Source organism: Aeromonas sp. BIGb0405, assembly GCF_024807335.1.
GTDB lineage: Bacteria > Pseudomonadota > Gammaproteobacteria > Enterobacterales > Aeromonadaceae > Aeromonas > Aeromonas rivuli.
On record NZ_JANUEP010000001.1, the window covers coordinates 651,693 to 671,435 of the forward strand.

Sequence of the window (19,743 nt, forward strand, 5' to 3'; positions counted from 1 at the left end):
ACAACCCTTGACCCGCAACGGGTGCTTACTCGGCCAACTTGGCGTCGAACGTAAGCAGGGTTGCCTGACGGGCATCTTTCAATACCAGCTGGTTGCCGCTCACCTGATAGCTGGCGACCTGGGTCAGCTTCTGGAGGTAATCACCCTCCTTGGCCATCAGATCGCCCATGCACGCCATGCGGGTTGAACCGAGGCCAGCCAGGGTCAGCGTCTGATCATCGAGCTTGGTAATGCCCCCAAAGTAGCGGTTGCAGCCGCCTTTGCCAGCCACCTTGCCCTCGGCGATCTGCAGGGTGAAGGCATCGGCGCTCGCCCCTTGCAGTTGCCAGGTATTGGCCTCCAGTTGAGTCATGTTGGAGCCGGATGTCATGGCACAGCCTCCCAGGGCCAGGGCGGCCAACAGCATCAGATTCTTGTTCATGGGATCCCCTCTCGGTCATATGCAGTAAAATGAACCGCTCTGTTTACCACGATGAGCCCGCGAAGCAAAGCCTCGGAAATTTAAATGAGTCCCTTTACAGCATGCAAGCATGTGCCATGCTTGTGATCCTGTTCGGGACCCATGGAGGGGAAATGAATGGCTAACTCACTCATCTGTCTGCTGTTATCTGCCTGTAGCCTCAACTGTATCGCCGCCGACTGGGACTTTCTTGAACAGGATCCCGGCGAGGGAGAGCTCTATCTGAGAAGCTATTCAGGGGTGTTGCAGGACAAACGGGGAGATAGCCGAGCCGACCCTTTCGACACCTGGCTCATCAACACCGGCTATCAGTACAACATCATGGATGATGTTGCCCTCTTCATGGAGGGGGGCCCCGCAGGCTCCGGCCGATCCGCACAGGCAGGCTTCAATCTGGCCTCAGGGCTGCGCTACCAGCTCACCCCGGCGCTCAACATTGGCAGCCAGTTAAGCCAGCTAGAGATTGGCAATACCACGACTCAAGTCGAACTCAATAGCCGGCTGCTGTTGGCCCCTCAATTGGCGCTGACCGCTAACCTTGGCATCAGCCCGCTCACCGCCGAACAGTCTCTGAACATAGGCATGGGTTTTCACTTCTGACGCTCAGATCAGCCGACTGGCACTGATCACGACGCCATTGAGATCTGCGTAGACGAAATCCCCCGGCGCTATGGTCACCCCGGCAAAGCTCAACACAACGCCCTCCTCCCCAACCCCCAACTTTTGCGTCTTGACGGGACAGGCCGCCAGCGCCTTGACACCAAGGGCCAAGGTATTGAGCGTCCCCACATCACGCACAGCTCCATTGATGATGAAACCAGCCCATCCTGATCCGACCGCCTGGATGGCCAACTGATCCCCGAGCAAGGCTCGACGCACAGAACCCCCACCATCGACCACCATGACTCGGCCATGACCGGGACGTGCCACCAGATCTCGCACCAGGCTATTGTCTTCAAAACAGGAGAGGGTCACCGCCTCCCCATAGAAAATGGTATTGGCGCCAAAGTGTTGAAACAGCGGGTCGGCAACCTGCAAACTGTCGCCGTGCAGGTCGCAGAGATCCGGCAAAAGATCCAGCATGATTCACTCCTCTCCTTGGATATGATGACGCTCATTCTTTCATCAAGATAACGAGCTGACAATCCAAAATGAGTCCATCCCCTCGACCGACCCCAAGGCACAGTCCGCAAGCACTGACTCCGCGGCTTTACCCCTGGTCTATAGCCGCATCGTTGGCTACACAGTCAAGGGGTCAGGGCGGGCTAGCTTGAACCGATGCCAGCCCGCACTGCGCGATGAAAAATTTGATCATTTTGGCAAGACAGAGGGAGTGTTCGGTCAGCGCACGTTGAGCACGGCGCAGTGAGCGGGATGATTGGCGATTAACCTGGCGTAACTGGACTACGCGGGCGGGACAAGGAGGGTTATCGCACGAAATTTTGTAGTTTTCCCACAAAACCATGTCAATCACATGTTACATTTAATTACATTAATAAGTGGCTAAAAAGGGGGCTGACCCCACTATTATGCTGCCAGTTCAGGGTTTGACCTACATCAAACCAGAGTTAAAAAGTTGCTATCTGACAGCAAAGACTGTTGTTATGCGCCTGTTAACTGATAAAATGCGGCAACTTTCGTAATGGACTACCTTTCCGGCTCCTCTCTCCCGCCAGGGTCGAGAGCCTTCATATGGCGCAGGGATGTTGGCCAGCATTGATACCAAATTCGCGATGACTCGATCCTGAGTTCATACCCTGGATGATGTAATAAATTTTCAGGATACGTCCTTGATGGGTCGGGTAACGCCAAAAGTGTTAAAATTTAGCTAATTAACTGATAAGAATCTGGGAAAACTCATGCAAACACCACACATTCTGATCGTCGAAGACGAGCTGGTTACCCGCAATACCCTCAAGAGCATCTTCGAAGCCGAAGGCTATGTCGTGCTGGAAGCGAACAATGGTGACGAGATGCACCAGGCGCTGACCAACCACACCATCAATCTGGTGATCATGGATATCAACCTGCCGGGCAAAAATGGCCTGCTGCTGGCTCGCGAACTCCGTGAAGATGACAACATAGCTCTGATGTTCCTGACCGGTCGCGATAATGAAGTCGACAAGATCCTGGGGCTTGAAATCGGCGCCGACGATTACATCACCAAGCCGTTCAATCCTCGTGAGCTGACCATACGCGCTCGCAACCTGCTGAGCCGCACCATGAATGTGCTGCCCGGTGGCGAGGAGAAGAAGCAAGTCGAACGTTACCTGTTCAACGGCTGGGCCCTGGACATCAACAGCCGCGCTCTGGTCAGCCCGACCGGCGACATGTTCAAGCTGCCTCGCTCAGAGTTTCGCGCCATGCTGCATTTCTGTGAGAACCCGGGCCAGATCCAGACCCGTGCCGAGTTGCTCAAGAAGATGACTGGCCGTGAGCTGAAACCCCATGATCGCACCGTGGACGTGACCATTCGCCGCATTCGCAAGCATTTCGAGAGCGTGGGCGACACCCCCGAGATCATCGCCACCATCCATGGCGAAGGTTACCGCTTCTGCGGCGAGCTCGAGCAGGAATAAGCGAACTCGACCTCACAGCACAAATAAGGGCGCCATCAGGCGCCTTTTTGCTGGCCGCACCAGAGAAGCAGTGGCCACACCTGACCTGATGAGCGCTTGGGGATGAAGGCGCGGCAACGGTTGATGGAAGAGCCACATAAGCAAAAAGCCCACTCGCGAGAGTGGGCTTTTTGCTGTGAAGCTGGAGCGGGCAGCGGGAATCGAACCCGCATCATCAGCTTGGAAGGCTGAGGTAATAGCCATTATACGATGCCCGCTTGGCATCAGAAATTACAGTGGGAGGACAACCAAACCCACCTGTTCAAGCAATTTGTTGCCTTGAGACAAATCAAGCAGCTTGCCATCGGAATATGGAGCGGGTGATGGGAATCGAACCCACGTATGCAGCTTGGGAAGCTACCGTTCTACCATTGAACTACACCCGCGTCAGGGGCTCTACTATATGCATTTTGCCGCCAAGCGCAATGGCACCCTTTCGATTTTTTACCGCAAATCAAACTGTTCGACCAACTAATGAACAGGGCGCCGCATTTTCAACCGCCCCGCGTGATGCCATGGCATTTACAAGGTTGCCATTGCCTGGGGGCGAGGATAGTCTTGCGCCACTCGAAATGAGGAAGCTGGTGATGGACAAGAATACCCAAAAACATCTTTATGGCTGGTTGCGCATGCAGTCGAGTCACGGCCGACGCTGGATCGGTCTCTCCATAGCATTCGGCCTGGGTCAGGGAGTCCTGATGGTCGCCCAAGCCTGGCTGCTGGCCACCCTGCTGCACGGCTTCATCATAGAGGGCATCCTGCCCGAGCAGCAGATCCCCCTGTTTATCACCCTGCTCGCCGTCACCCTCGGCAAGGCGCTGCTCGCCTATGGCCGCGAAGTGACCAGCTTCAAGGCCGGTGCCGCCGTGCGCCAGACCATACGCAACCTGGTGCTGACCCGTCTCAGTCGCCTCGGCCCTGCTTATATACAACGTCGTCCGGCCGGGAGCTGGGCCAGCCTGCTGCTCGAACAGATCGAAAATATGCAGGAGTTCTTCTCCCGCTATTTGCCGCAGATGGCCATCGCCGTCTTCATTCCCATCGTGATATTGGTCGCTGTCTTCCCGGTCAACTGGGCGGCAGGCATCATACTGCTCGGTACGGCGCCGCTCATCCCCCTGTTCATGATCCTGGTCGGGGTCGGCGCCGCCGATGCCAACCGCCGCAACTTCCACTCCCTGGCTCGCCTCTCGGGTCACTTCCTCGACCGGCTCAAGGGACTGCGCACCCTGCAACTGTTCATGCGAACTCAGGCCGAGGGCAAGGAGATAGAAGAGGCGTCGGAAGACTTTCGGGTCAGGACCATGGAGGTGCTGCGGCTGGCCTTCCTCAGCACGGCGGTGCTGGAGTTCTTCGCCGCCCTCTCGGTCGCCCTGGTCGCCGTCTATTTTGGTTTCTCTTATATCGATCACCTCAACTTCGGCAACTACGGCGCCAAGGTAACGCTGTTTACCGGCCTGTTCGTGCTCTTCCTGGCCCCCGAGTTCTATGCGCCCCTGCGCGAGCTCGGCGCGCACTATCACGCCAAGGCCCAGGCCATCGGCGCCGCCGAACAGCTGCTGGAGTTTCTGGAAGCCGAGGTGGCTGAACCTGCCAGCGGCAGCCAGCCGTTCACGGCCAACCACCCCATTCGGGTCGAGGCCCGTGCCTTGGAGGTATTGAGCGCCGAAGGCAAGGTGCTGGTCGGCCCCATCGACTTCACTCTGGAACCCGGCTCACGCACCGCCCTGGTGGGGATCAGTGGTGCGGGCAAGAGTTCCCTGGTCAATGCCCTGCTCGGCTTTGCCCCCTATCGCGGGGAGCTGAAAGTCGATGGCCTGGAGCTGGCCAGTCTCGACATGAGTCAGTGGCGACAACGCCTCGGCTGGCTCTCTCAAAACCCGCAGCTGTTTCATGCCTCCTTGCGCGACAACTTGCTGCTCGCCAAACCGGATGCCAGCGATGCCGAGCTGAGCGAGGCACTCAAGGGCGCCCAGGCGTGGGAGTTTGCCATGGAAAAAGGGATGGATTATCCCCTTGGCGATCAGGCGGGCGGCCTCTCCGTCGGTCAGGCGCAACGTCTGGCCCTGGCCCGCACCCTGCTCAAGTCGACCCAATTGATGGTGCTGGATGAACCCACCGCTAGTCTGGACAGGCTCTCGGAGCGCGCCATCATGGGAAGCCTGGAAAAAGCCACGGCGGGCCAGACTCTGCTGATGATCACCCACCGGCTCGATCAACTGAGTGAGATGGATCAGATCCTGGTGCTGGCCAAGGGTCAGCTGGTCGAACAGGGCCATTACCGGCAGCTGAGCGAGGGCCAGGGACCCTTCGCCAGCCTCTTGTCCCAACGTGCGGGGGATTCTCTCGATGACTGATTTATTGCCCTTTCTGCGGCTCTACCGCCAACATTGGCTGAGCCTGAGTGTCGGCCTGCTGCTGGCCTTGGTGACCCTGGCCGCCGGCATAGGCCTGCTGTCGCTCTCCGGCTGGTTCCTCTCCGCCGCGGCCGTGGCGGGCATGGCTGCCGCCAGCCGTGACACCTTCAACTACATGACTCCGGCTGGCGGGGTGCGTTTCTTCTCCATCGTCCGCACCGCGGGTCGCTGGGGTGAGCGAGTCGTGAGTCACGATGCCACCTTCCGGGTACTGACCCGGCTGCGGGTCTGGTTCTGGCAGAAACTCTCCCCCCTCTCCACCGGGGCCCTGGCAGGCTTTCGCCAGGCGGATCTGCTCAATCGCCTGGTGGCTGACATCGACGCCATGGACCACGTCTATCTGCGCCTGATCACCCCGATTGGCGCGGCGCTGCTCAGCACAGCCGGCCTGGTGTTCTTCCTCTCCTTCTTCGACGGCCGGCTCGCCCTGACTCTGGGCGCCATCTTGCTGTTTGGCATGATAGCCCTGCCCCTGGTGTTCTTCTTCGCCGGTCGCAAGCCCGGTCAGGCGCTCATCCTCGGCAAGGCCCAACTGCGTACCCGCCTGGTGGATTATCTGGATGGTCAGGCCGAGCTGCAGATGTTTGCCGCCGCCCCCCGCGCCCTCACCGAGCTGCAACAGGCCGAGCAGGATCTGATCCTTGCCCAGGCGCGCATGGCCAGGGTGAGCGGTCTGGCCAATGCAAGTGTTCAGCTACTGAGCGGCTGGACCCTGACCCTGATGCTCTGGCTCGCCAGCCACGGGGTGGGCGGCGCGACGCCGGATCCCATCACGGCGCTGATGGTGTTTGCCACCTTGGCAAGCTTCGAGGCCTTGCTGCCCCTGGCCGGCGCCTTCCAGCATCTCTCCACCAGCCTGGCCTCGGCCCGCCGCCTCAACGAGATATTGCAAGATGCCCAGCCGCCGGAATGGGGCACCTTGAACGAACCTGCCCAGGGTGGCGCCTTGCAGATAAACGATCTCTCCTTCGGCTATCCGGGTAGTACCCAAGCCGTACTGCGCGGTTGCACCCTGCAGCTGCAGGCCGGTGAGAAGCTGGCGCTGCTGGGCCAGACGGGCTGCGGAAAATCGACCCTGATGGGCTTGCTGACCCGGGAGTGGAACCCGCAATCTGGCGAGATCTTGCTGGGCGGCAAGCCGCTGACCGATTACAGCGAAGGGGCTCTGCGCGCTTCGCTCTCTGTGGTCAGCCAGCGGGTGCACCTGTTTGCCGCCACCTTGCGCGACAACCTCAAGCTCGCGGCGCCTGCCGCCAGTGACGGGCGTCTGGCCGAGGTACTGCAACAGGTCGGGCTTGGCGCCTTGCTAGAAGATGAGACGGGGCTGGATGCCTGGCTCGGCGACGGTGGCCGCCCCCTGTCTGGTGGGGAACGGCGCCGCATCGGCATTGCCCGTGCCCTCTTGCATGATGCCCCGCTCTGGCTGCTGGATGAGCCGACCGAGGGACTCGACAGCCAGACCGAGCGCGACATCATGGCGCTGCTGATGCGCTTGGGTGCCGATCGCGCCATGCTGCTCATCTCCCACCGATTGATTGGCCTGGAGCAGATGGACAGGATAGCGCTGATGGAGGAGGGTCAGATCCGTCTGTGTGCCCCTCATCAAGCACTGCTGGCCGATGATTACTATCAGAGCCTGCATCGACGCCTGGCGCCGGTCTGACTCTTTGAGGAGCACAGCGGGTGACTGGCGTCGTCATCCTGGTCACACACCGAGAAATAGGGGCTGGTCGCCGGTGGCGACTGGCCCCTATAATGTTTGCCTCACTGGTCAACAAGATGCCGACATGAAACCCCTGATCCTGATGATGCCCCTGCTCGCCTCCGGCTGCGCCAACTACGCCTTCAATAGCAACCTGGACAAGGAGAACTTTGACGAGTACTTCAAACCGGGCAGTGTCACCATTTATGAGCAGGCCGATCTTGCCGAGCTGAACTATCTCTACCTTGGCACCGTCGAGGGCGAATCCTGCCAAACCGATGCCAACCAGCCCGTCCCCAACGCCGGGGAAGCGCGCACTCTGGCCCGGCGCCGGGCTGCGGACATGGGTGGCAATGGCATCGCCATCGACAAGTGTGCCGAGTACAGCGACATCCCCGGTTGCCTCAAGCAAGTCATCTGCTACGGCCAGGCCCTCAAGGTGGCCGAACAGAAATGACACCTCACCCCGGCCTCGCCGGGGTGATTGTATTCCCCCTCCCCCTTATCGAGACCGCGATCACAGCAGGTCTATCAGGGTCAGCGCCAAGATACCCAGTGCCGCACCCAGCAGGGCGATGAAGGTCATCACCATGCCACTGCTCCTGAACTTGAAATTCTCTTTTGGCGAACTGATGCCATAGGCATGCAAAGCGCGACCCAGCAACAGCGACAGACAGAGGCCATGGATCAGGGGAATGGGGCCACCGAGGCCATCGAAGCAGAAGATGAGCAGCAGACAGAGCGGCACATACTCGGCGAAGTTGCCATGGGCGCGAATGGCACGGGTAAGCAGCGGCTCCTGATGATCTCCCACCGCCACCTGGAAGCGGTGACGCAGCCGCACCACCCTCAGGCTCAGATAGATGAACAGGCAAGCCAGCAAAGCGGCGTAAGGGGCAATGATCATGGGCACTCCTCGAAGCAGGATCTGGGGATCAGCAGTGCCAGCACTATAGCCGGGTCCGGTGCTTGCGCCAATGGCGCCCAGCGCCGGGCCAGGCTTCCTGCCGCATCCATGCCTTTATCGGCGGATTATGCTAGATTGCCCCGGTTTTCCACCATGCAGGGGCGCGCCGCGTGAAATTTGAGATAGATACCCTGGGGGTGATCCACTCCCCCTACAAGGAGAAGTTCGCCATCCCTCGCCAGCCCGGTCTGGTCAAATCGGCCCGCGCCCGGCTCGAGCTGCTGCCCCCCTACGATCAGCCCGATGTGCTGCGCGGCATAGAGCAGTTCTCCCACCTCTGGCTCAGCTTCGTGTTCCACCAGACCATGGTCCAGGGCTGGCACCCGACGGTGCGCCCGCCTCGCCTTGGCGGGAACGAGCGCGTCGGCGTCTTCGCCACCCGCTCCACCTTCCGCCCCAATCCGCTGGGTCTCTCCGTGGTGGAACTGCTTGGCGTCGGCCGCGCACGCGGCAAACTCTGGCTCGAACTCGGCGCCATCGACTTGCTCGACGGCACCCCCATCGTCGATATCAAACCCTACATTCCCTATGCCGACAGCCTGCCCGATGCCCGGGGAGGCTTTGCCCCTGACGCGCCCCAAGGGCTGCTATCAGTGCACTTTGCCGAGCAGGCCCGGGCGGCGCTGTCCGCCTTGCAGCAAGTGCATCCCGAGCTTGAGACCCTGATCGCCGAAGTGCTGGCACAGGATCCCCGCCCCACCTACAAGCGAGGCAAAGCCGATGAGAAACTGTACGGGGTGCGCCTGTTCGACCTCGAGGTGCGTTTTCGTATCACAGAGCCAGAGTGCGAGGTCCTCTCCATCGAGGCAATCTGACTCTCCCAGGATCTCTGCCTGATAAAAAGGGGCCCATCGAGGGCCCCTTTTGCTGCGCTGAAACAGTCGACACAGGCGCCGGATCATCCCCGCTCGAGCAGCAGGCTGCCGATGGAGTAACCGGCGCCAAATGAACAGAGTACCCCGCGGGCGCCGCTGGGCAGATCCTGGTTATGAAGATGAAACGCGATGACAGAGCCCGCCGAACTGGTGTTGGCGTAGCGGTCCAGGATGACGGGAGCCTCCTCCTGACTGGCGTCGTGGCCCAGCAATTTACGGCCAATGAACTGGTTCATGGTGAGATTGGCCTGATGCAACCAGAGGCGGGAAAGCTCCCCGGTCTGCCAGCCCTGAGCCGCCAACTGTCCCTCAATCTGGTCGCAGACCAGGGGTAACACCTCCTTGAACACCTTGCGCCCCTGCTGGCGAAACAGCTTGTCGTCGCCATAACGGGTGCGGGGGCTGAGCCGGTTCAAGAAGCCGAAGTTGTTGCGGATATTATTTGAATACTGGGTGGTCAGCTTGCTGCCCACCAGCCGCCAGGGTTGCGCCACCTGGCAATCGGTCTCCCGCTCCAGCAAGACGGCGGTACAGGCATCGCCGAAGATGAAATGGCTGTCACGGTCGCGAAAATTGAGGTGACCCGAGCAGATCTCCGGATTGACCACCAGGGCCAGCCTGGCCGTCCCTGCCGCCAGCAGATCCGCCGCCGTCTTGATGCCGAAGGTGGCGGAGGAGCAGGCCACATTCATGTCAAATGCCATGCCGCTTGCCCCAAGATAGTGCTGCAGTTCGATAGCCAGTGCCGGATAGGGCCGCGGCATGTTCGACGCAGCCACTATCACCAGGTCTATCTCTTCGGGTTTGCGACCGGCGGCGATCAGCGCCTGCTCGGCGGCGGCAACCGCCATCTCGACCATGATGGAGGGCTGCTCATCGGGGCGCTCGGCCAAGAGCGGCTGCATGATGTCGGGATCCAGCACTCCTTCCCGGCTCACCAGGAAGCGGCTCTTGATGCCGGAGGCCTTCTCGATGAAATCGCTGCTGGAGTGCTGTTTGGCATCGAGCTGGCCCGCATCTATGGCGGAGGCATTCTCTTCGTTGTAGAGATCCACATACTGGTTGAAGGCCTGGACCAGCTCCTCGTTGCTGACGGCGTGGGGCGGGGTATAGAGGCCGCTGCCACTGATCACTATCTGGGTCATCTTTGCTCCTGTGCCGGGTGCAGTCCCGGCTTATCGGGTAGGGTCGAGGTGAGGCAGAGCCGGGCCGACGGAAGAACAGGCGCCAGCGCGCGACACTCTGCTATCGTTCAGGGTTTCGTTATAACTGACCATCGGATGATGGTCGGCGATTAATTCAGATAAGAGGGTATAAGCTCTATATCTTGTAATAACATATTGTTATAACAAAACGTCACTTCTCATTCAGGAATCTCAGAGTAATCTTGTTTCATCGCCGTAACAAACAGGGATAGCACCATGAGTAAGATTTTTGAGGACAACAGCCAGACCATAGGTCAGACCCCGCTGGTTCGTCTCAACCGTGTTACCAAAGGCCGAGTGCTGGCCAAGATCGAGAGCCGTAACCCCAGCTTCAGCGTCAAGTGCCGCATCGGCGCCAACCTTATCTGGGATGCAGAGAAGCGCGGTGTGCTGACCAAGGGCAAAGAGATCATCGAGCCCACCAGCGGTAATACCGGCATTGCTCTGGCCTTCGTGGCTGCGGCCCGTGGCTATCCCATCACCCTCACCATGCCGGCCACCATGAGCCTTGAGCGCCGCAAGCTGCTCAAGGCGCTCGGTGCCAATCTGGTGCTGACCGAGGGGCCGCTTGGCATGAAGGGCGCCATCGCCAAGGCCAATGAGATCCTCGAATCCGAACCAGGCAAGTTTGTACTGCTGCAGCAATTTGAAAACCCGGCCAACCCCGAGATCCACGAGCAGACCACTGGCCCCGAGATCTGGGAAGCCACCGATGGCGACATCGATGTGTTCGTGGCCGGGGTCGGTACCGGCGGCACCATCACCGGGGTCTCCCGCTACATCAAGCAGACCAAGGGCAAGGCCATCATTTCGGTCGCGGTCGAGCCAAGCGAATCTCCCGTCATCAGCCAGAAACTGGCTGGAGAAGAGATCAAGCCTGGTCCCCACAAGATCCAGGGCATAGGCGCCGGCTTCATCCCGGGCAACCTGGACCTGGCCCTGCTGGACAGAGTCGAGCAAGTCAGCAGCGATGATGCCATCGAGATGGCTCGCCGCCTGATGGAAGAGGAAGGCATTCTGGCGGGGATCAGCTCAGGCGCCGCCGTCGTGGCCGCCGCCCGTCTGGCAGAACTGCCCGAATTTGCAGGCAAGACCATAGTGGTCGTGTTGCCGAGTGCTGCCGAGCGCTATCTCTCCAGCGCCCTGTTTGCGGGTGTGTTCAGTGAGCAAGAGCTGCAACAGTAAATGATGTTGTTTTCCATAAAAATGGCGCCCACAGTGGGCGCCATTTTTGTTTGCGCTAAACTTATCGCCAAACAGCGCCACTCGACCCCCTTATTTTTTGGGGTAAAATAACAAATAAGCGCGCCACAAAAAAAGCAGACATTCTGTGATAAATCTCATATCCTGTGCGGCGTCACGCACTTTTTGCGGGTCAGGTTTCACAAAGTAACAAAGTGTTATTTTTCGTTATAAAATAACGACAAGCTAGGTATAGCGCGGCTTGCAGCACAGCGTTCCAGGAAATCCGACCAAGACTACAAATACTGAACAGAAAATTGACCTGGATTAAGCTATTGCAGGTCTGATTTCGTTACTTTACAACATATGCATACTTAAACGGTCTGACAGAGCAGCCTCAAAGCGGCCTTCAGACTATAAAATATCAATAATATGGGGTGAACCATGTACGAGAAGTCTGTAGTTATCACTGCTGAAAACGGCCTGCACACCCGTCCGGCAGCGCAATTCGTGAAAGAAGCCAAAGAATTCCAAAGCGAGATCACTGTGGTCTCCGGTGGCAAGTCCGCCAGCGCCAAGAGCCTGTTCAAGTTGCAGACTCTGGGTCTGACCAAGGGTACCAACGTCACCATCCAGGCCGATGGCCCGGACGCTCAGAAAGCCGTTGAGAAGCTGGTCGCCCTGATGGACGAGCTGGAGTAATCCGGCTCACACTCCTCCCCCACAGTCGTTTTAATAGGAAGGATTATGATATCTGGCATTCCTGCGTCCCCCGGCATCGCATTCGGCAAGGCGCTTCTTCTCAAAGAAGATGAAATCGTTATCAATCAGAGCAAGATTTCTGCCGAACAGATAGATACCGAAATCAACCGCTTCCTCGAGGCTCGCACCAAGTCAGCTACCCAGCTGGAAGCCATCAAAGAGATGGCAGGTCGCACCTTCGGTGAGGAAAAAGAGGCCATCTTCGAAGGCCACATCATGCTGCTCGAAGATGAGGAGCTGGAAGGGGATATCAGATCCTTCATCAAGGACAACAAGGCCCATGCTGACAAGGCCATCTTTGAGGTCATCGAGCAATATGCGAAGATGATGGCCGACCTGGATGACCCCTATCTGCGTGAGCGCGCCACCGATTTCCGTGACATCGGCACCCGTCTGGTGAAGAACGCACTGGGCATCGCCGTGGTCAACCTGAGCACCATAGACGAAGAGGTGATCCTGGTCGCCAACGACCTGACCCCGTCTGAAACTGCCCAGATCAATTTGAAATATGTGCTGGGTTTTGTCACCGACATCGGTGGCCGTACCTCTCACACCTCCATCATGGCCCGCTCCCTTGAGCTGCCGGCCATCGTGGGCACCAATGACATCACCCGTCGCGTCAACAATGGCGACATGCTGGTGCTGGATGCCATCAATAACCAGGTCATCATCAATCCGAGCCCGGAGCAGCTGAGCGACGCCAAGAAATTCCAGGCCCAGTTCCAGGCCGAGAAAGATGAGCTGGCCAAGCTCAAAGACTTGCCCGCCATCACCCTTGATGGTCATCAGGTCGAAGTCTGCGCCAACATAGGTACCGTCAAGGATACCGAGGGTGCCATCCGCAATGGCGCCGAGGGCGTCGGTCTGTACCGCACCGAGTTCCTGTTCATGGATCGCGATGCGCTGCCGACCGAAGACGAGCAGTTCAAGGCCTACAAAGAAGTGGCAGAGGCCATGCCGGATCAGCCGATCATCGTCCGTACCATGGACATTGGTGGCGACAAAGAACTGCCCTACATGAATTTCCCGAAAGAGATGAACCCCTTCCTGGGCTGGCGTGCCATCCGCATTTTCTTTGATCGCGAAGAGATCATGCACGCTCAGCTGAAGGCCATCTTGCGTGCCTCTGCCTTCGGCAAACTGCGCATCATGTTCCCGATGATCATCTCGGTTGAAGAGTTCCGCAGCCTCAAAGCCACCGTGGAACAGCTCAAAGCCGAACTGCGTGCCGACGGTAAAGCCTTTGATGAATCCATCGAAGTGGGTATCATGATTGAGACCCCAGCCGCCGCCGTGATGGCTCATCATCTGGCCAAGGAAGTGGACTTCTTCAGTATCGGCACCAACGACTTGACCCAGTACACCCTGGCCGTCGACCGTGGTAACGAAATGATTTCCGCCATGTACAACCCGCTGTCACCTTCCGTCCTGACGCTGATCAAGATGGTGATCGATGCATCCCACGCCGAAGGCAAGTGGACTGGCATGTGTGGTGAACTGGCTGGTGACGAACGCGCCACCCTGCTGCTGCTGGGTATGGGTCTGGATGAATTCTCCATGAGCGCCATCTCTGTACCGCGCATCAAGAAGCTCATTCGCAACACTAACTTCGAAGATGTGAAGGCCATGGCAGATCAAGCATTAAGCTATGCCACCGCCGCCGAAATCGAAGCCTGTGTAGATAACTTTATAAAGCAGAAAGCAGTCTGCTAAGATCGGCTGCAAACAGCGATAATCATCTTTAGGAGCTTTTACTATGGGTCTGTTCGATAAACTGAAGAAGCTAGTTTCCGATGACAGCTCTGACACCGGCGGCATCGAAATCTTTGCCCCCCTGTCTGGCGAGATCGTCCCCATCGAAGACGTGCCTGACGTAGTATTCGCCGAGAAGATCGTTGGTGACGGCATCGCCATCAAGCCAGCCGGTAACAAGATGGTTGCCCCCTGCGACGGCACCATCGGCAAGATCTTCGAGACCAACCATGCGTTCTCGCTGGAGTCTGACACTGGTATCGAGCTGTTCGTTCACTTCGGTATCGATACCGTTGAACTGAAAGGCGAAGGCTTCACTCGTATCGCCCAGGAAGGCCAAAAGGTCAAACGCGGCGACACCATCATCGAGTTCGATCTGGCCCTGCTGGAAGAGAAAGCCAAGTCTACTCTGACGCCGGTTGTCATCTCCAACATGGATGAGATCAAAGAGCTGATCAAGATGACAGGTGCCGTGACCGTCGGTGAGACCCCGGTGATCCGCATCAAGAAATAAGTCTGGCCCAGGCCTGACGATGAAAACCGACGCCCAGGCGTCGGTTTTTTTATATCTGTTCGCCAAACCCGCAACCAGGCGAGCACCCGACATGGCTCCCCACCTTCCCCCAGACAGCACGGATGCCAGCCTGTGGGAGCCGCTCCGCCGGTTTGGCATCCCTGATGGCAAACCGGCATATTGCTCCACAGCTCCACTTCCACTACGCCATGTTGATCCAGCAATCGTCGCGGCTGGCAACCATTCAGGGCAAGACTACCCGGCTCTCTCCCCCACCCAGGGCCTCGATGCGGATCTGTACCCCGATGCGCTCAACCAGAGTCTGGACATGAGAGATGACACCGATCTGGCGCCCCGCCGCCTGCAGGGAATCCAGGCTGGCCAGGGCCAAGTCCAGGCTGTCCGGATCCAGGGTACCGAACCCCTCGTCGATAAACAGCGACTCTATCTGGGTCTGCTTGGAGGAGAGGCTGGAGAGCGCCAGGGCCAGGGCCAGGGAGACCAGGAAGCTCTCGCCACCTGAGAGGGAGTCGACCGAACGCACCTCATCTCCCATGTCGAGGTCGACCACCTGCAGCGCCAGATCGGTACCCGGTACCCGCTCCAGCCGATAACGTGGTGACAAGTCGCCCAGCTGAGCGTTGGCCTCGAGCAGCAAGCGCTCCAGGGTCAGACTCTGGGCGAAGGTACGGAACTTGGCACCATTGGCCTGGCCGATGAGATCCGACAGCTGCTGCCAATGATCCGCCACCCCCTGCTGCTGCTGTAACGCCGCCTGCAGCTCACCCGCCTTCTGGCGAGCCACCTCGGCCTGGGCAAGTTGACTGCGGCACTCAAACAGCTGCTCATCGAGCTCGCGGCAGCGGGTCTCACATTCGGCAAGCCGCTGGCTAAGGGCTTCGGCACTCAGCGCCGCCAATTCCCCATGATGCACGCGATAGCGCGCCAGCTTCGCCTCTTCCTGAGCCTGTGCCCGCTGGCGTTCGCCGAGCCGGGTACGTGCCTCGGCCAGGGCATCGTCCAGGCGCTGCAAGGCGATACGGCGAGCCTTTAGCTCATCCGGCGTGATGGCCAACAGCTGGCGCAGATCATCTTCCGGGATGCCCAACGCGCTGGCCCGAGCCGACCAGCGCCCCTGCACCTCACGCTGCCGCTGGCGACTCAGCTGCCTGTCCTGCTCGAGATGGGTCAACCGGGTCTTGAGCTCGGTCTGACGCTCCCTTGAGGCATGCAGGGCAGCCATCGCCTCCTCGAGCTGAGTGACCCCCTGTTGCAATCGCTGCTGCCACTCACTTTCCACCACGGCGATGGCGCGACCATCGAGGCACGCCTCGCGGCTGGCCAGCAACACCTGGCGTTGTTGATCGCCCTCTTTATAGTCAAGCGTCAGCTTGTGCAGCAGATCGTTCTGACTCTGCACCCGCACCGCCTGTGCACTGAGGATGGGGGTCAGGCTGGCAAGCTCATTGCCCAGTTGTTCCCACTCGCTCTGGCCCTGCAAATAGGCCTCGCAAGTCTGTTGCCACTCCTGCCAACGCGCCGCCTCCGCCCATTGGCGCCAGGGCTCGGCGCCCATCTGCTGATCGAGCCGCGCCTCCCCCTGCACCAGTCGCTGTGCCAGGGCGCTCTCCTGTTCGGCCAGCGCCTTCAGCTCGCCCTCCAGCGCTATCTTCTGGCGCTCGGCTTCGTGCAACTGCTGTTCACACTGCTGTTGACGAACATTGAGTCTGGTCAGCTGATCCCGCAGCTCCGCCAGTCGCTGCTGCTCCCGCTGGGCCTGTTGCAACTGCGCCAGGCCAGTCGCCAGGCTCAGCGCCAGAGCCTTCTCCTGGGTCAGCAGTTGCGTCTGCCACTCGCCCCATTCGGTTGGACTGGGGTTAGTCGGCAGGTCGTGCCCCAGCAGCTTGCGCCCTCCCAGCTCTCCCCAGCGTTGATTGAGCTGTGCGGCTCTCGCGGCCAGCTCGGGATGACGCTGTTGGTGGGCGGCCAGCTGACGGGTCAGTTCGGCGCGCTCGATCTCCCCTTGCAGATGCTGACGGTTGAGCCGCTCACATTCGAGATCCAGCTGGTGAACCCGTTCGCTCTGCTGGGCCAGGATACCCGCGGCCTGAGGCTGACTCTGGCGGTAAGGGTGAGTCTCTGAGCCACAGAGCGGGCACGGAATACCATCTTGAAGCACATGGCGATGCTGATCGAAACTGACCACGGCACGGGCCCGCTCCAGGGCATGGCGCGCCTCATCACGCTGGATGACGAGCCGTGCCAGCTCGGGTTCCCGCTCCCCATGTTGCGCGGCCAGCCGTGCCAGTTGCTGCTCGAGCAGGCTCGTCTCTTGCTGCAGCCGTGCCTGCTGTTCGCTGTAGTGGCGGCCCTCTTGCGTCAGCGCCAACAATGCGCGCACTTGCCCCAACTGCTCGGTCCGGGATTGGCGCAACTCCTGCGCCCCGGCAACCTGAGCGTCCCACTCCTGAGCCTGCAACTCATCGTGCTGCCGTTGCAAGGCCGCGCACTCCTGTTGCCCGCGATCGCGCTCCTGCTGTCCCTGCTCCAGGCGGGCATTGAGATCGAGCAGCGTCTCGCTTCCCTGGGCACGACGCTGGATCACGCGCTGCAACTGCCCCCGGCTCTCGGCCCAGTCTTGCATGGCAGCCAGCAAGGGCTGCCACTGACGGGCCAAGGGGGCCATCCCCTTGCGTTCCTCGAGCCAGCTCGCTCGCTGCTGACGGCGCGTCTCGAGGGATTGCTTCTGCTCGTTTTGTTGCTGCCACTCCTGCTGCAGCTTGAGTTGCTGCTCGCGCGCCGGCTTGCCCTGCTGCTGGATCTCCTGCAACTGGCTGGTCTTCTCCCGGATACGGGTATCAAGATCTTGCGCCCGCTTGAGTTCGGGCTGCAACGCCCCCCACTCCCGCTCGGCGGCCGCTCTTTGCGTAATAAGCTGCTGTTCGAGCTGGGTGGCTTGCTGCTGCGCCTGCTCGGCCCGTTCGAGCTCGGGCCTCAGTTGGTCGATGAGCCGCTCCTGCTGCTGCGCCTCCAGATCGAGGCGAGCCAGCTCGTCGTGATCGGCGCGGGCCACCTGAGCCTGTTCGGCGCGGCCAAACGCCTCCCGCTCGGGCGCCGCCTGGGCATGAGCCACCTCGGCATCCGCCAGTGAGGCCTCCCCCTCCAGACAGGCTTGGCGCAGGGTGGCGATACGATCGTTGAGATCGCGAAAATCCTGCAACAGCTGACGCTCTTGCTGGGCGAGCGTGAGGCTGGCGGAGAGACTCTGCTGCTGCGCGGCCCACTGCACGCGCGTTGCCTCGTCCATCAGCGCTATGTCGCCGAGCCGCTCCCTCAGCGTCGCCAGCGTCTGCTGCTCGGCCCGGGCCCGCTCATAGGTCTGTACCGAGATGGCTGAGTAGAGTTCGGTGCCGGTCATGCGCTCGAGCAAGGCGGAGCGCTCGTTGGCATCGGACTTGAGGAAGGCGGCAAACTCCCCCTGGGGCAGGATGACGGCGCGGCGGAACTGCTCCCAGGAGAGCCCAACCAACTCGTCGATCCGCTCTTGCAGCTCCCGCTTGCTGCCGGAAAACACCTGGCCCGACGCCACGTCGGTCAGGCTGCGTTCCTGGGTCTGAAATCGCCCTTCGGAGCGATTGCGCGCCCGGCGCACCGCCCAGCGGGCCAGATAGACGCGGCCGTCGCAGCCGCGAAAGCGCACTTCGGCAAAACCGCTGGCGTGGCCGCGACTGAGGATGTTTCTAACATCATTCGCTGTTAATTTTTCTTTTTCGTCTTCATCCGCTCGACCAATTTTTTCGACATTCTGACGCATGCCTATCAAACGCGGCATCCTGTCATAGAGCGCCAGACAGATGGCATCGAGCAGGGTGCTCTTGCCCGCCCCGGTATTGCCGGTGATGGCAAACAGACCGGCAGCGCCCAGGGCATCCTTGTCAAAATCGATGTGAAAAGCCTGAGTCAGACTGGCCAGGTTCTCCCCGGCGAGGGATAAAATTTTCATGACTTGGCCTCTCTGACCTGGGTCAGGATCTCGTCAAAGGAGGCGAGCAGTGCCTCGCTCGGTTCCCCTTCGAACTGCCGTTGATAACAGAGGGTGAACACCTCCTGGGGGGCAATATCGTCCAGACGCCGACGCTGGCCGCCATCGGCCAGCCCCTGTCCTGAACCCTGATAGCGGGTGCTGATCCGGGCCAGTCGCACCGGCTTGCCTGCTAGGGCCGCGAGGATCCGCTCACGAATGCGCGCCTCGGGCTTGGGCAGCAACAGCCTCACCTCCAGGAATGGTTGCGCCTGCGCAGGGACATCGGCCAGGTCCAGCGCCGCGATCGCCTCCAGAGCGACATGCAATTCGCTCTCGGGCAGCCGTATCATCTCGACGCTGCGTGGCACCAAGATGGGCTCGACTGCCACCAGTTTGCCGCCCTCCAGCGTGACTTCCAGCACCTGATGACGATAGTTGGCCTCATTGAGAGAGAGGGGCAGCGGCGAGCCGCTGTAATGCACGCCGGGGGCCAGACGCTGGGCCAGATGCAAGTGACCGAGCGCCGTGTAATCGGCACCGGCAAAGATGTCGGCAGGCAGGGCATGCTGGTTGCCACCCAGCACCCGCCGCTCGGACAGTTCGGAGAGCTGACCCGCCGCCAGATAGGCATGGCCCATGGCGACCAGGGCCTGCTCGGGCTCGCAGCGGGCCCGCCCCTCGGCCAGCAGCTCATCATAGATCTGGCGCACCCCTTCGATCAGCCTGTCCTGCCCCTCCCCCAGGGCCTCGGGTCTGAGGTCGCTGCTGCGCAAGAAGGGCACGGCGGCGCACCAGGCGGCCACCTTGCCCTCCCTGTCATGCAGTGGTACCAGCAGGCGGTCAGTTTCCAGTTGCCCCCCCTCATCCCGACTGATGCTGCCCACCAGATGCAAGTTGAAGGCCCGCAGCAACTCATGGGGGGCATCCAGCTTGGAGGGGGAGTCATGGTTGCCACCGACCAGCACCAGGTTGAGCCTGGGCATATCGGCGCGCAATCTTGCCAGAAAGCCATACAGCTGCTGCCAGGCACTGGCGGGGGGATTGGCGGTATCGAACAGATCCCCGGCCACCAGCAGGACATCTATCTGCCGCGTCTTGATGGTATCGGCCAACCAGTCGAGGAAGGCATCATGCTCGAAACGGCGCTCATGGCCATGGAGCTGATGGCCCAGATGCCAATCGGCGGTATGCAGGATTTTCATGGCGTTGCGGCTCAATTAAGCGAAGGCGTCAGGCGCCCATATTGACGTCATGGTGCCTTAGCC

16 protein-coding genes and 2 tRNA genes are annotated in these 19,743 nt (G+C 60.1%); 10 read left to right on the forward strand and 8 right to left on the reverse strand.

Annotated elements, in window-relative coordinates:
• Positions 1-25: 25 nt before the first annotated feature.
• Positions 26-421, reverse strand: a complete 396-nt coding sequence (locus M2366_RS03080; protein WP_259268930.1) for an META domain-containing protein — start codon at positions 419-421, stop codon at positions 26-28.
• A 156-nt stretch (positions 422-577) separates the two neighbouring features.
• Between M2366_RS03080 and M2366_RS03085 the strand changes: the two genes are divergently transcribed.
• Entirely contained in the window at positions 578-1,060 is a 483-nt protein-coding gene (locus M2366_RS03085; RefSeq protein ID WP_259268931.1) for a hypothetical protein, read from the forward strand.
• Positions 1,061-1,063: 3 nt separating this feature from the next.
• On the opposite strand, the gene M2366_RS03090 is transcribed toward M2366_RS03085, so the two are convergent.
• Positions 1,064-1,543, reverse strand: a complete 480-nt coding sequence (locus M2366_RS03090; RefSeq protein WP_224432462.1) for a putative 4-hydroxy-4-methyl-2-oxoglutarate aldolase — start codon at positions 1,541-1,543, stop codon at positions 1,064-1,066.
• Between the two features lie 776 nt (positions 1,544-2,319).
• On the opposite strand from M2366_RS03090, the gene arcA reads away from it, so the two are divergent.
• On the forward strand, positions 2,320-3,039 hold the full coding sequence (gene arcA, locus M2366_RS03095) for a two-component system response regulator ArcA (protein WP_042040388.1): 720 nt from the start codon (positions 2,320-2,322) through the stop codon (positions 3,037-3,039).
• A 182-nt stretch (positions 3,040-3,221) separates the two neighbouring features.
• On the opposite strand, the gene M2366_RS03100 is transcribed toward arcA, so the two are convergent.
• Positions 3,222-3,296, reverse strand: a tRNA-Gly gene (locus M2366_RS03100).
• Positions 3,297-3,390: 94 nt separating this feature from the next.
• Positions 3,391-3,464 (reverse strand) — tRNA-Gly (locus tag M2366_RS03105).
• A 201-nt stretch (positions 3,465-3,665) separates the two neighbouring features.
• Between M2366_RS03105 and M2366_RS03110 the strand changes: the two genes are divergently transcribed.
• From M2366_RS03110 to rcsF, 3 genes are all read left to right on the forward strand, one after another.
• The gene (locus M2366_RS03110) at positions 3,666-5,435 is read left to right on the forward strand and encodes a heme ABC transporter permease/ATP-binding protein CydD (RefSeq protein ID WP_224432461.1); all 1,770 of its coding nucleotides are present in this window, start codon (positions 3,666-3,668) and stop codon (positions 5,433-5,435) included.
• Entirely contained in the window at positions 5,428-7,158 is a 1,731-nt protein-coding gene (locus tag M2366_RS03115) for a heme ABC transporter ATP-binding protein/permease CydC (protein WP_259268932.1), read from the forward strand. Before M2366_RS03110 ends, M2366_RS03115 begins: the two co-directional genes overlap by 8 nt.
• Positions 7,159-7,282: 124 nt before the next feature.
• The gene (gene rcsF / locus M2366_RS03120; RefSeq protein ID WP_042040384.1) at positions 7,283-7,654 is read left to right on the forward strand and encodes an Rcs stress response system protein RcsF; all 372 of its coding nucleotides are present in this window, start codon (positions 7,283-7,285) and stop codon (positions 7,652-7,654) included.
• A 60-nt stretch (positions 7,655-7,714) separates the two neighbouring features.
• Here rcsF and M2366_RS03125 read toward each other — a convergent pair whose 3' ends face one another.
• Positions 7,715-8,104, reverse strand: a complete 390-nt coding sequence (locus M2366_RS03125) for an MAPEG family protein (RefSeq protein ID WP_042040382.1) — start codon at positions 8,102-8,104, stop codon at positions 7,715-7,717.
• Positions 8,105-8,274: 170 nt separating this feature from the next.
• On the opposite strand from M2366_RS03125, the gene tsaA reads away from it, so the two are divergent.
• Positions 8,275-8,979: a tRNA (N6-threonylcarbamoyladenosine(37)-N6)-methyltransferase TrmO gene (gene tsaA, locus M2366_RS03130; RefSeq protein ID WP_259268933.1), complete on the forward strand. Its 705-nt coding sequence runs from the start codon at positions 8,275-8,277 to the stop codon at positions 8,977-8,979.
• A gap of 83 nt (positions 8,980-9,062) precedes the next feature.
• Here tsaA and M2366_RS03135 read toward each other — a convergent pair whose 3' ends face one another.
• On the reverse strand, positions 9,063-10,184 hold the full coding sequence (locus tag M2366_RS03135) for a beta-ketoacyl-ACP synthase III (protein ID WP_224432458.1): 1,122 nt from the start codon (positions 10,182-10,184) through the stop codon (positions 9,063-9,065).
• 276 nt (positions 10,185-10,460) lie between these two features.
• Here M2366_RS03135 and cysK point away from each other — a divergent pair, with 276 nt between their 5' ends.
• The 4 genes from cysK to crr all read left to right on the forward strand — a co-directional run bounded on the left by cysK (position 10,461) and on the right by crr (position 14,454).
• Positions 10,461-11,429, forward strand: coding sequence for a cysteine synthase A (gene cysK / locus M2366_RS03140; protein WP_042040379.1), 969 nt, complete (start codon positions 10,461-10,463; stop codon positions 11,427-11,429).
• Between the two features lie 441 nt (positions 11,430-11,870).
• Entirely contained in the window at positions 11,871-12,128 is a 258-nt protein-coding gene (locus M2366_RS03145; RefSeq protein WP_005303128.1) for an HPr family phosphocarrier protein, read from the forward strand.
• Positions 12,129-12,173: 45 nt separating this feature from the next.
• On the forward strand, positions 12,174-13,901 hold the full coding sequence (gene ptsI, locus M2366_RS03150) for a phosphoenolpyruvate-protein phosphotransferase PtsI (RefSeq protein ID WP_042040377.1): 1,728 nt from the start codon (positions 12,174-12,176) through the stop codon (positions 13,899-13,901).
• A gap of 43 nt (positions 13,902-13,944) precedes the next feature.
• Entirely contained in the window at positions 13,945-14,454 is a 510-nt protein-coding gene (gene crr, locus M2366_RS03155) for a PTS glucose transporter subunit IIA (RefSeq protein ID WP_005906805.1), read from the forward strand.
• A 244-nt stretch (positions 14,455-14,698) separates the two neighbouring features.
• Here the strand turns inward: crr and M2366_RS03160 are convergent, their stop codons facing one another.
• Together M2366_RS03160 and M2366_RS03165 are read right to left on the reverse strand one after the other, a co-directional pair.
• Positions 14,699-18,457 carry an AAA family ATPase gene (locus tag M2366_RS03160; protein ID WP_259268934.1) on the reverse strand — a complete coding sequence of 1,253 codons (3,759 nt, stop codon included), beginning with the start codon at positions 18,455-18,457 and terminating at the stop codon, positions 14,699-14,701.
• Positions 18,454-19,680, reverse strand: coding sequence for an exonuclease SbcCD subunit D C-terminal domain-containing protein (locus tag M2366_RS03165; protein WP_259268935.1), 1,227 nt, complete (start codon positions 19,678-19,680; stop codon positions 18,454-18,456). Before M2366_RS03165 ends, M2366_RS03160 begins: the two co-directional genes overlap by 4 nt.
• Positions 19,681-19,743 lie beyond the last annotated feature (63 nt).

Coding starts and splice junctions, on each gene's coding strand:
- M2366_RS03080 (WP_259268930.1), bottom strand. CDS start 421: ATGAACAAGAATCTGATGCTGTTGGCCGCCCTGGCCCTGGGAGGCTGT.
- M2366_RS03085 (WP_259268931.1), top strand. CDS start 578: ATGGCTAACTCACTCATCTGTCTGCTGTTATCTGCCTGTAGCCTCAAC.
- M2366_RS03090 (WP_224432462.1), bottom strand. CDS start 1,543: ATGCTGGATCTTTTGCCGGATCTCTGCGACCTGCACGGCGACAGTTTG.
- arcA (WP_042040388.1), top strand. CDS start 2,320: ATGCAAACACCACACATTCTGATCGTCGAAGACGAGCTGGTTACCCGC.
- M2366_RS03110 (WP_224432461.1), top strand. CDS start 3,666: ATGGACAAGAATACCCAAAAACATCTTTATGGCTGGTTGCGCATGCAG.
- M2366_RS03115 (WP_259268932.1), top strand. CDS start 5,428: ATGACTGATTTATTGCCCTTTCTGCGGCTCTACCGCCAACATTGGCTG.
- rcsF (WP_042040384.1), top strand. CDS start 7,283: ATGAAACCCCTGATCCTGATGATGCCCCTGCTCGCCTCCGGCTGCGCC.
- M2366_RS03125 (WP_042040382.1), bottom strand. CDS start 8,104: ATGATCATTGCCCCTTACGCCGCTTTGCTGGCTTGCCTGTTCATCTAT.
- M2366_RS03135 (WP_224432458.1), bottom strand. CDS start 10,184: ATGACCCAGATAGTGATCAGTGGCAGCGGCCTCTATACCCCGCCCCAC.
- cysK (WP_042040379.1), top strand. CDS start 10,461: ATGAGTAAGATTTTTGAGGACAACAGCCAGACCATAGGTCAGACCCCG.
- M2366_RS03145 (WP_005303128.1), top strand. CDS start 11,871: ATGTACGAGAAGTCTGTAGTTATCACTGCTGAAAACGGCCTGCACACC.
- ptsI (WP_042040377.1), top strand. CDS start 12,174: ATGATATCTGGCATTCCTGCGTCCCCCGGCATCGCATTCGGCAAGGCG.
- crr (WP_005906805.1), top strand. CDS start 13,945: ATGGGTCTGTTCGATAAACTGAAGAAGCTAGTTTCCGATGACAGCTCT.
- M2366_RS03160 (WP_259268934.1), bottom strand. CDS start 18,457: ATGAAAATTTTATCCCTCGCCGGGGAGAACCTGGCCAGTCTGACTCAG.
- M2366_RS03165 (WP_259268935.1), bottom strand. CDS start 19,680: ATGAAAATCCTGCATACCGCCGATTGGCATCTGGGCCATCAGCTCCAT.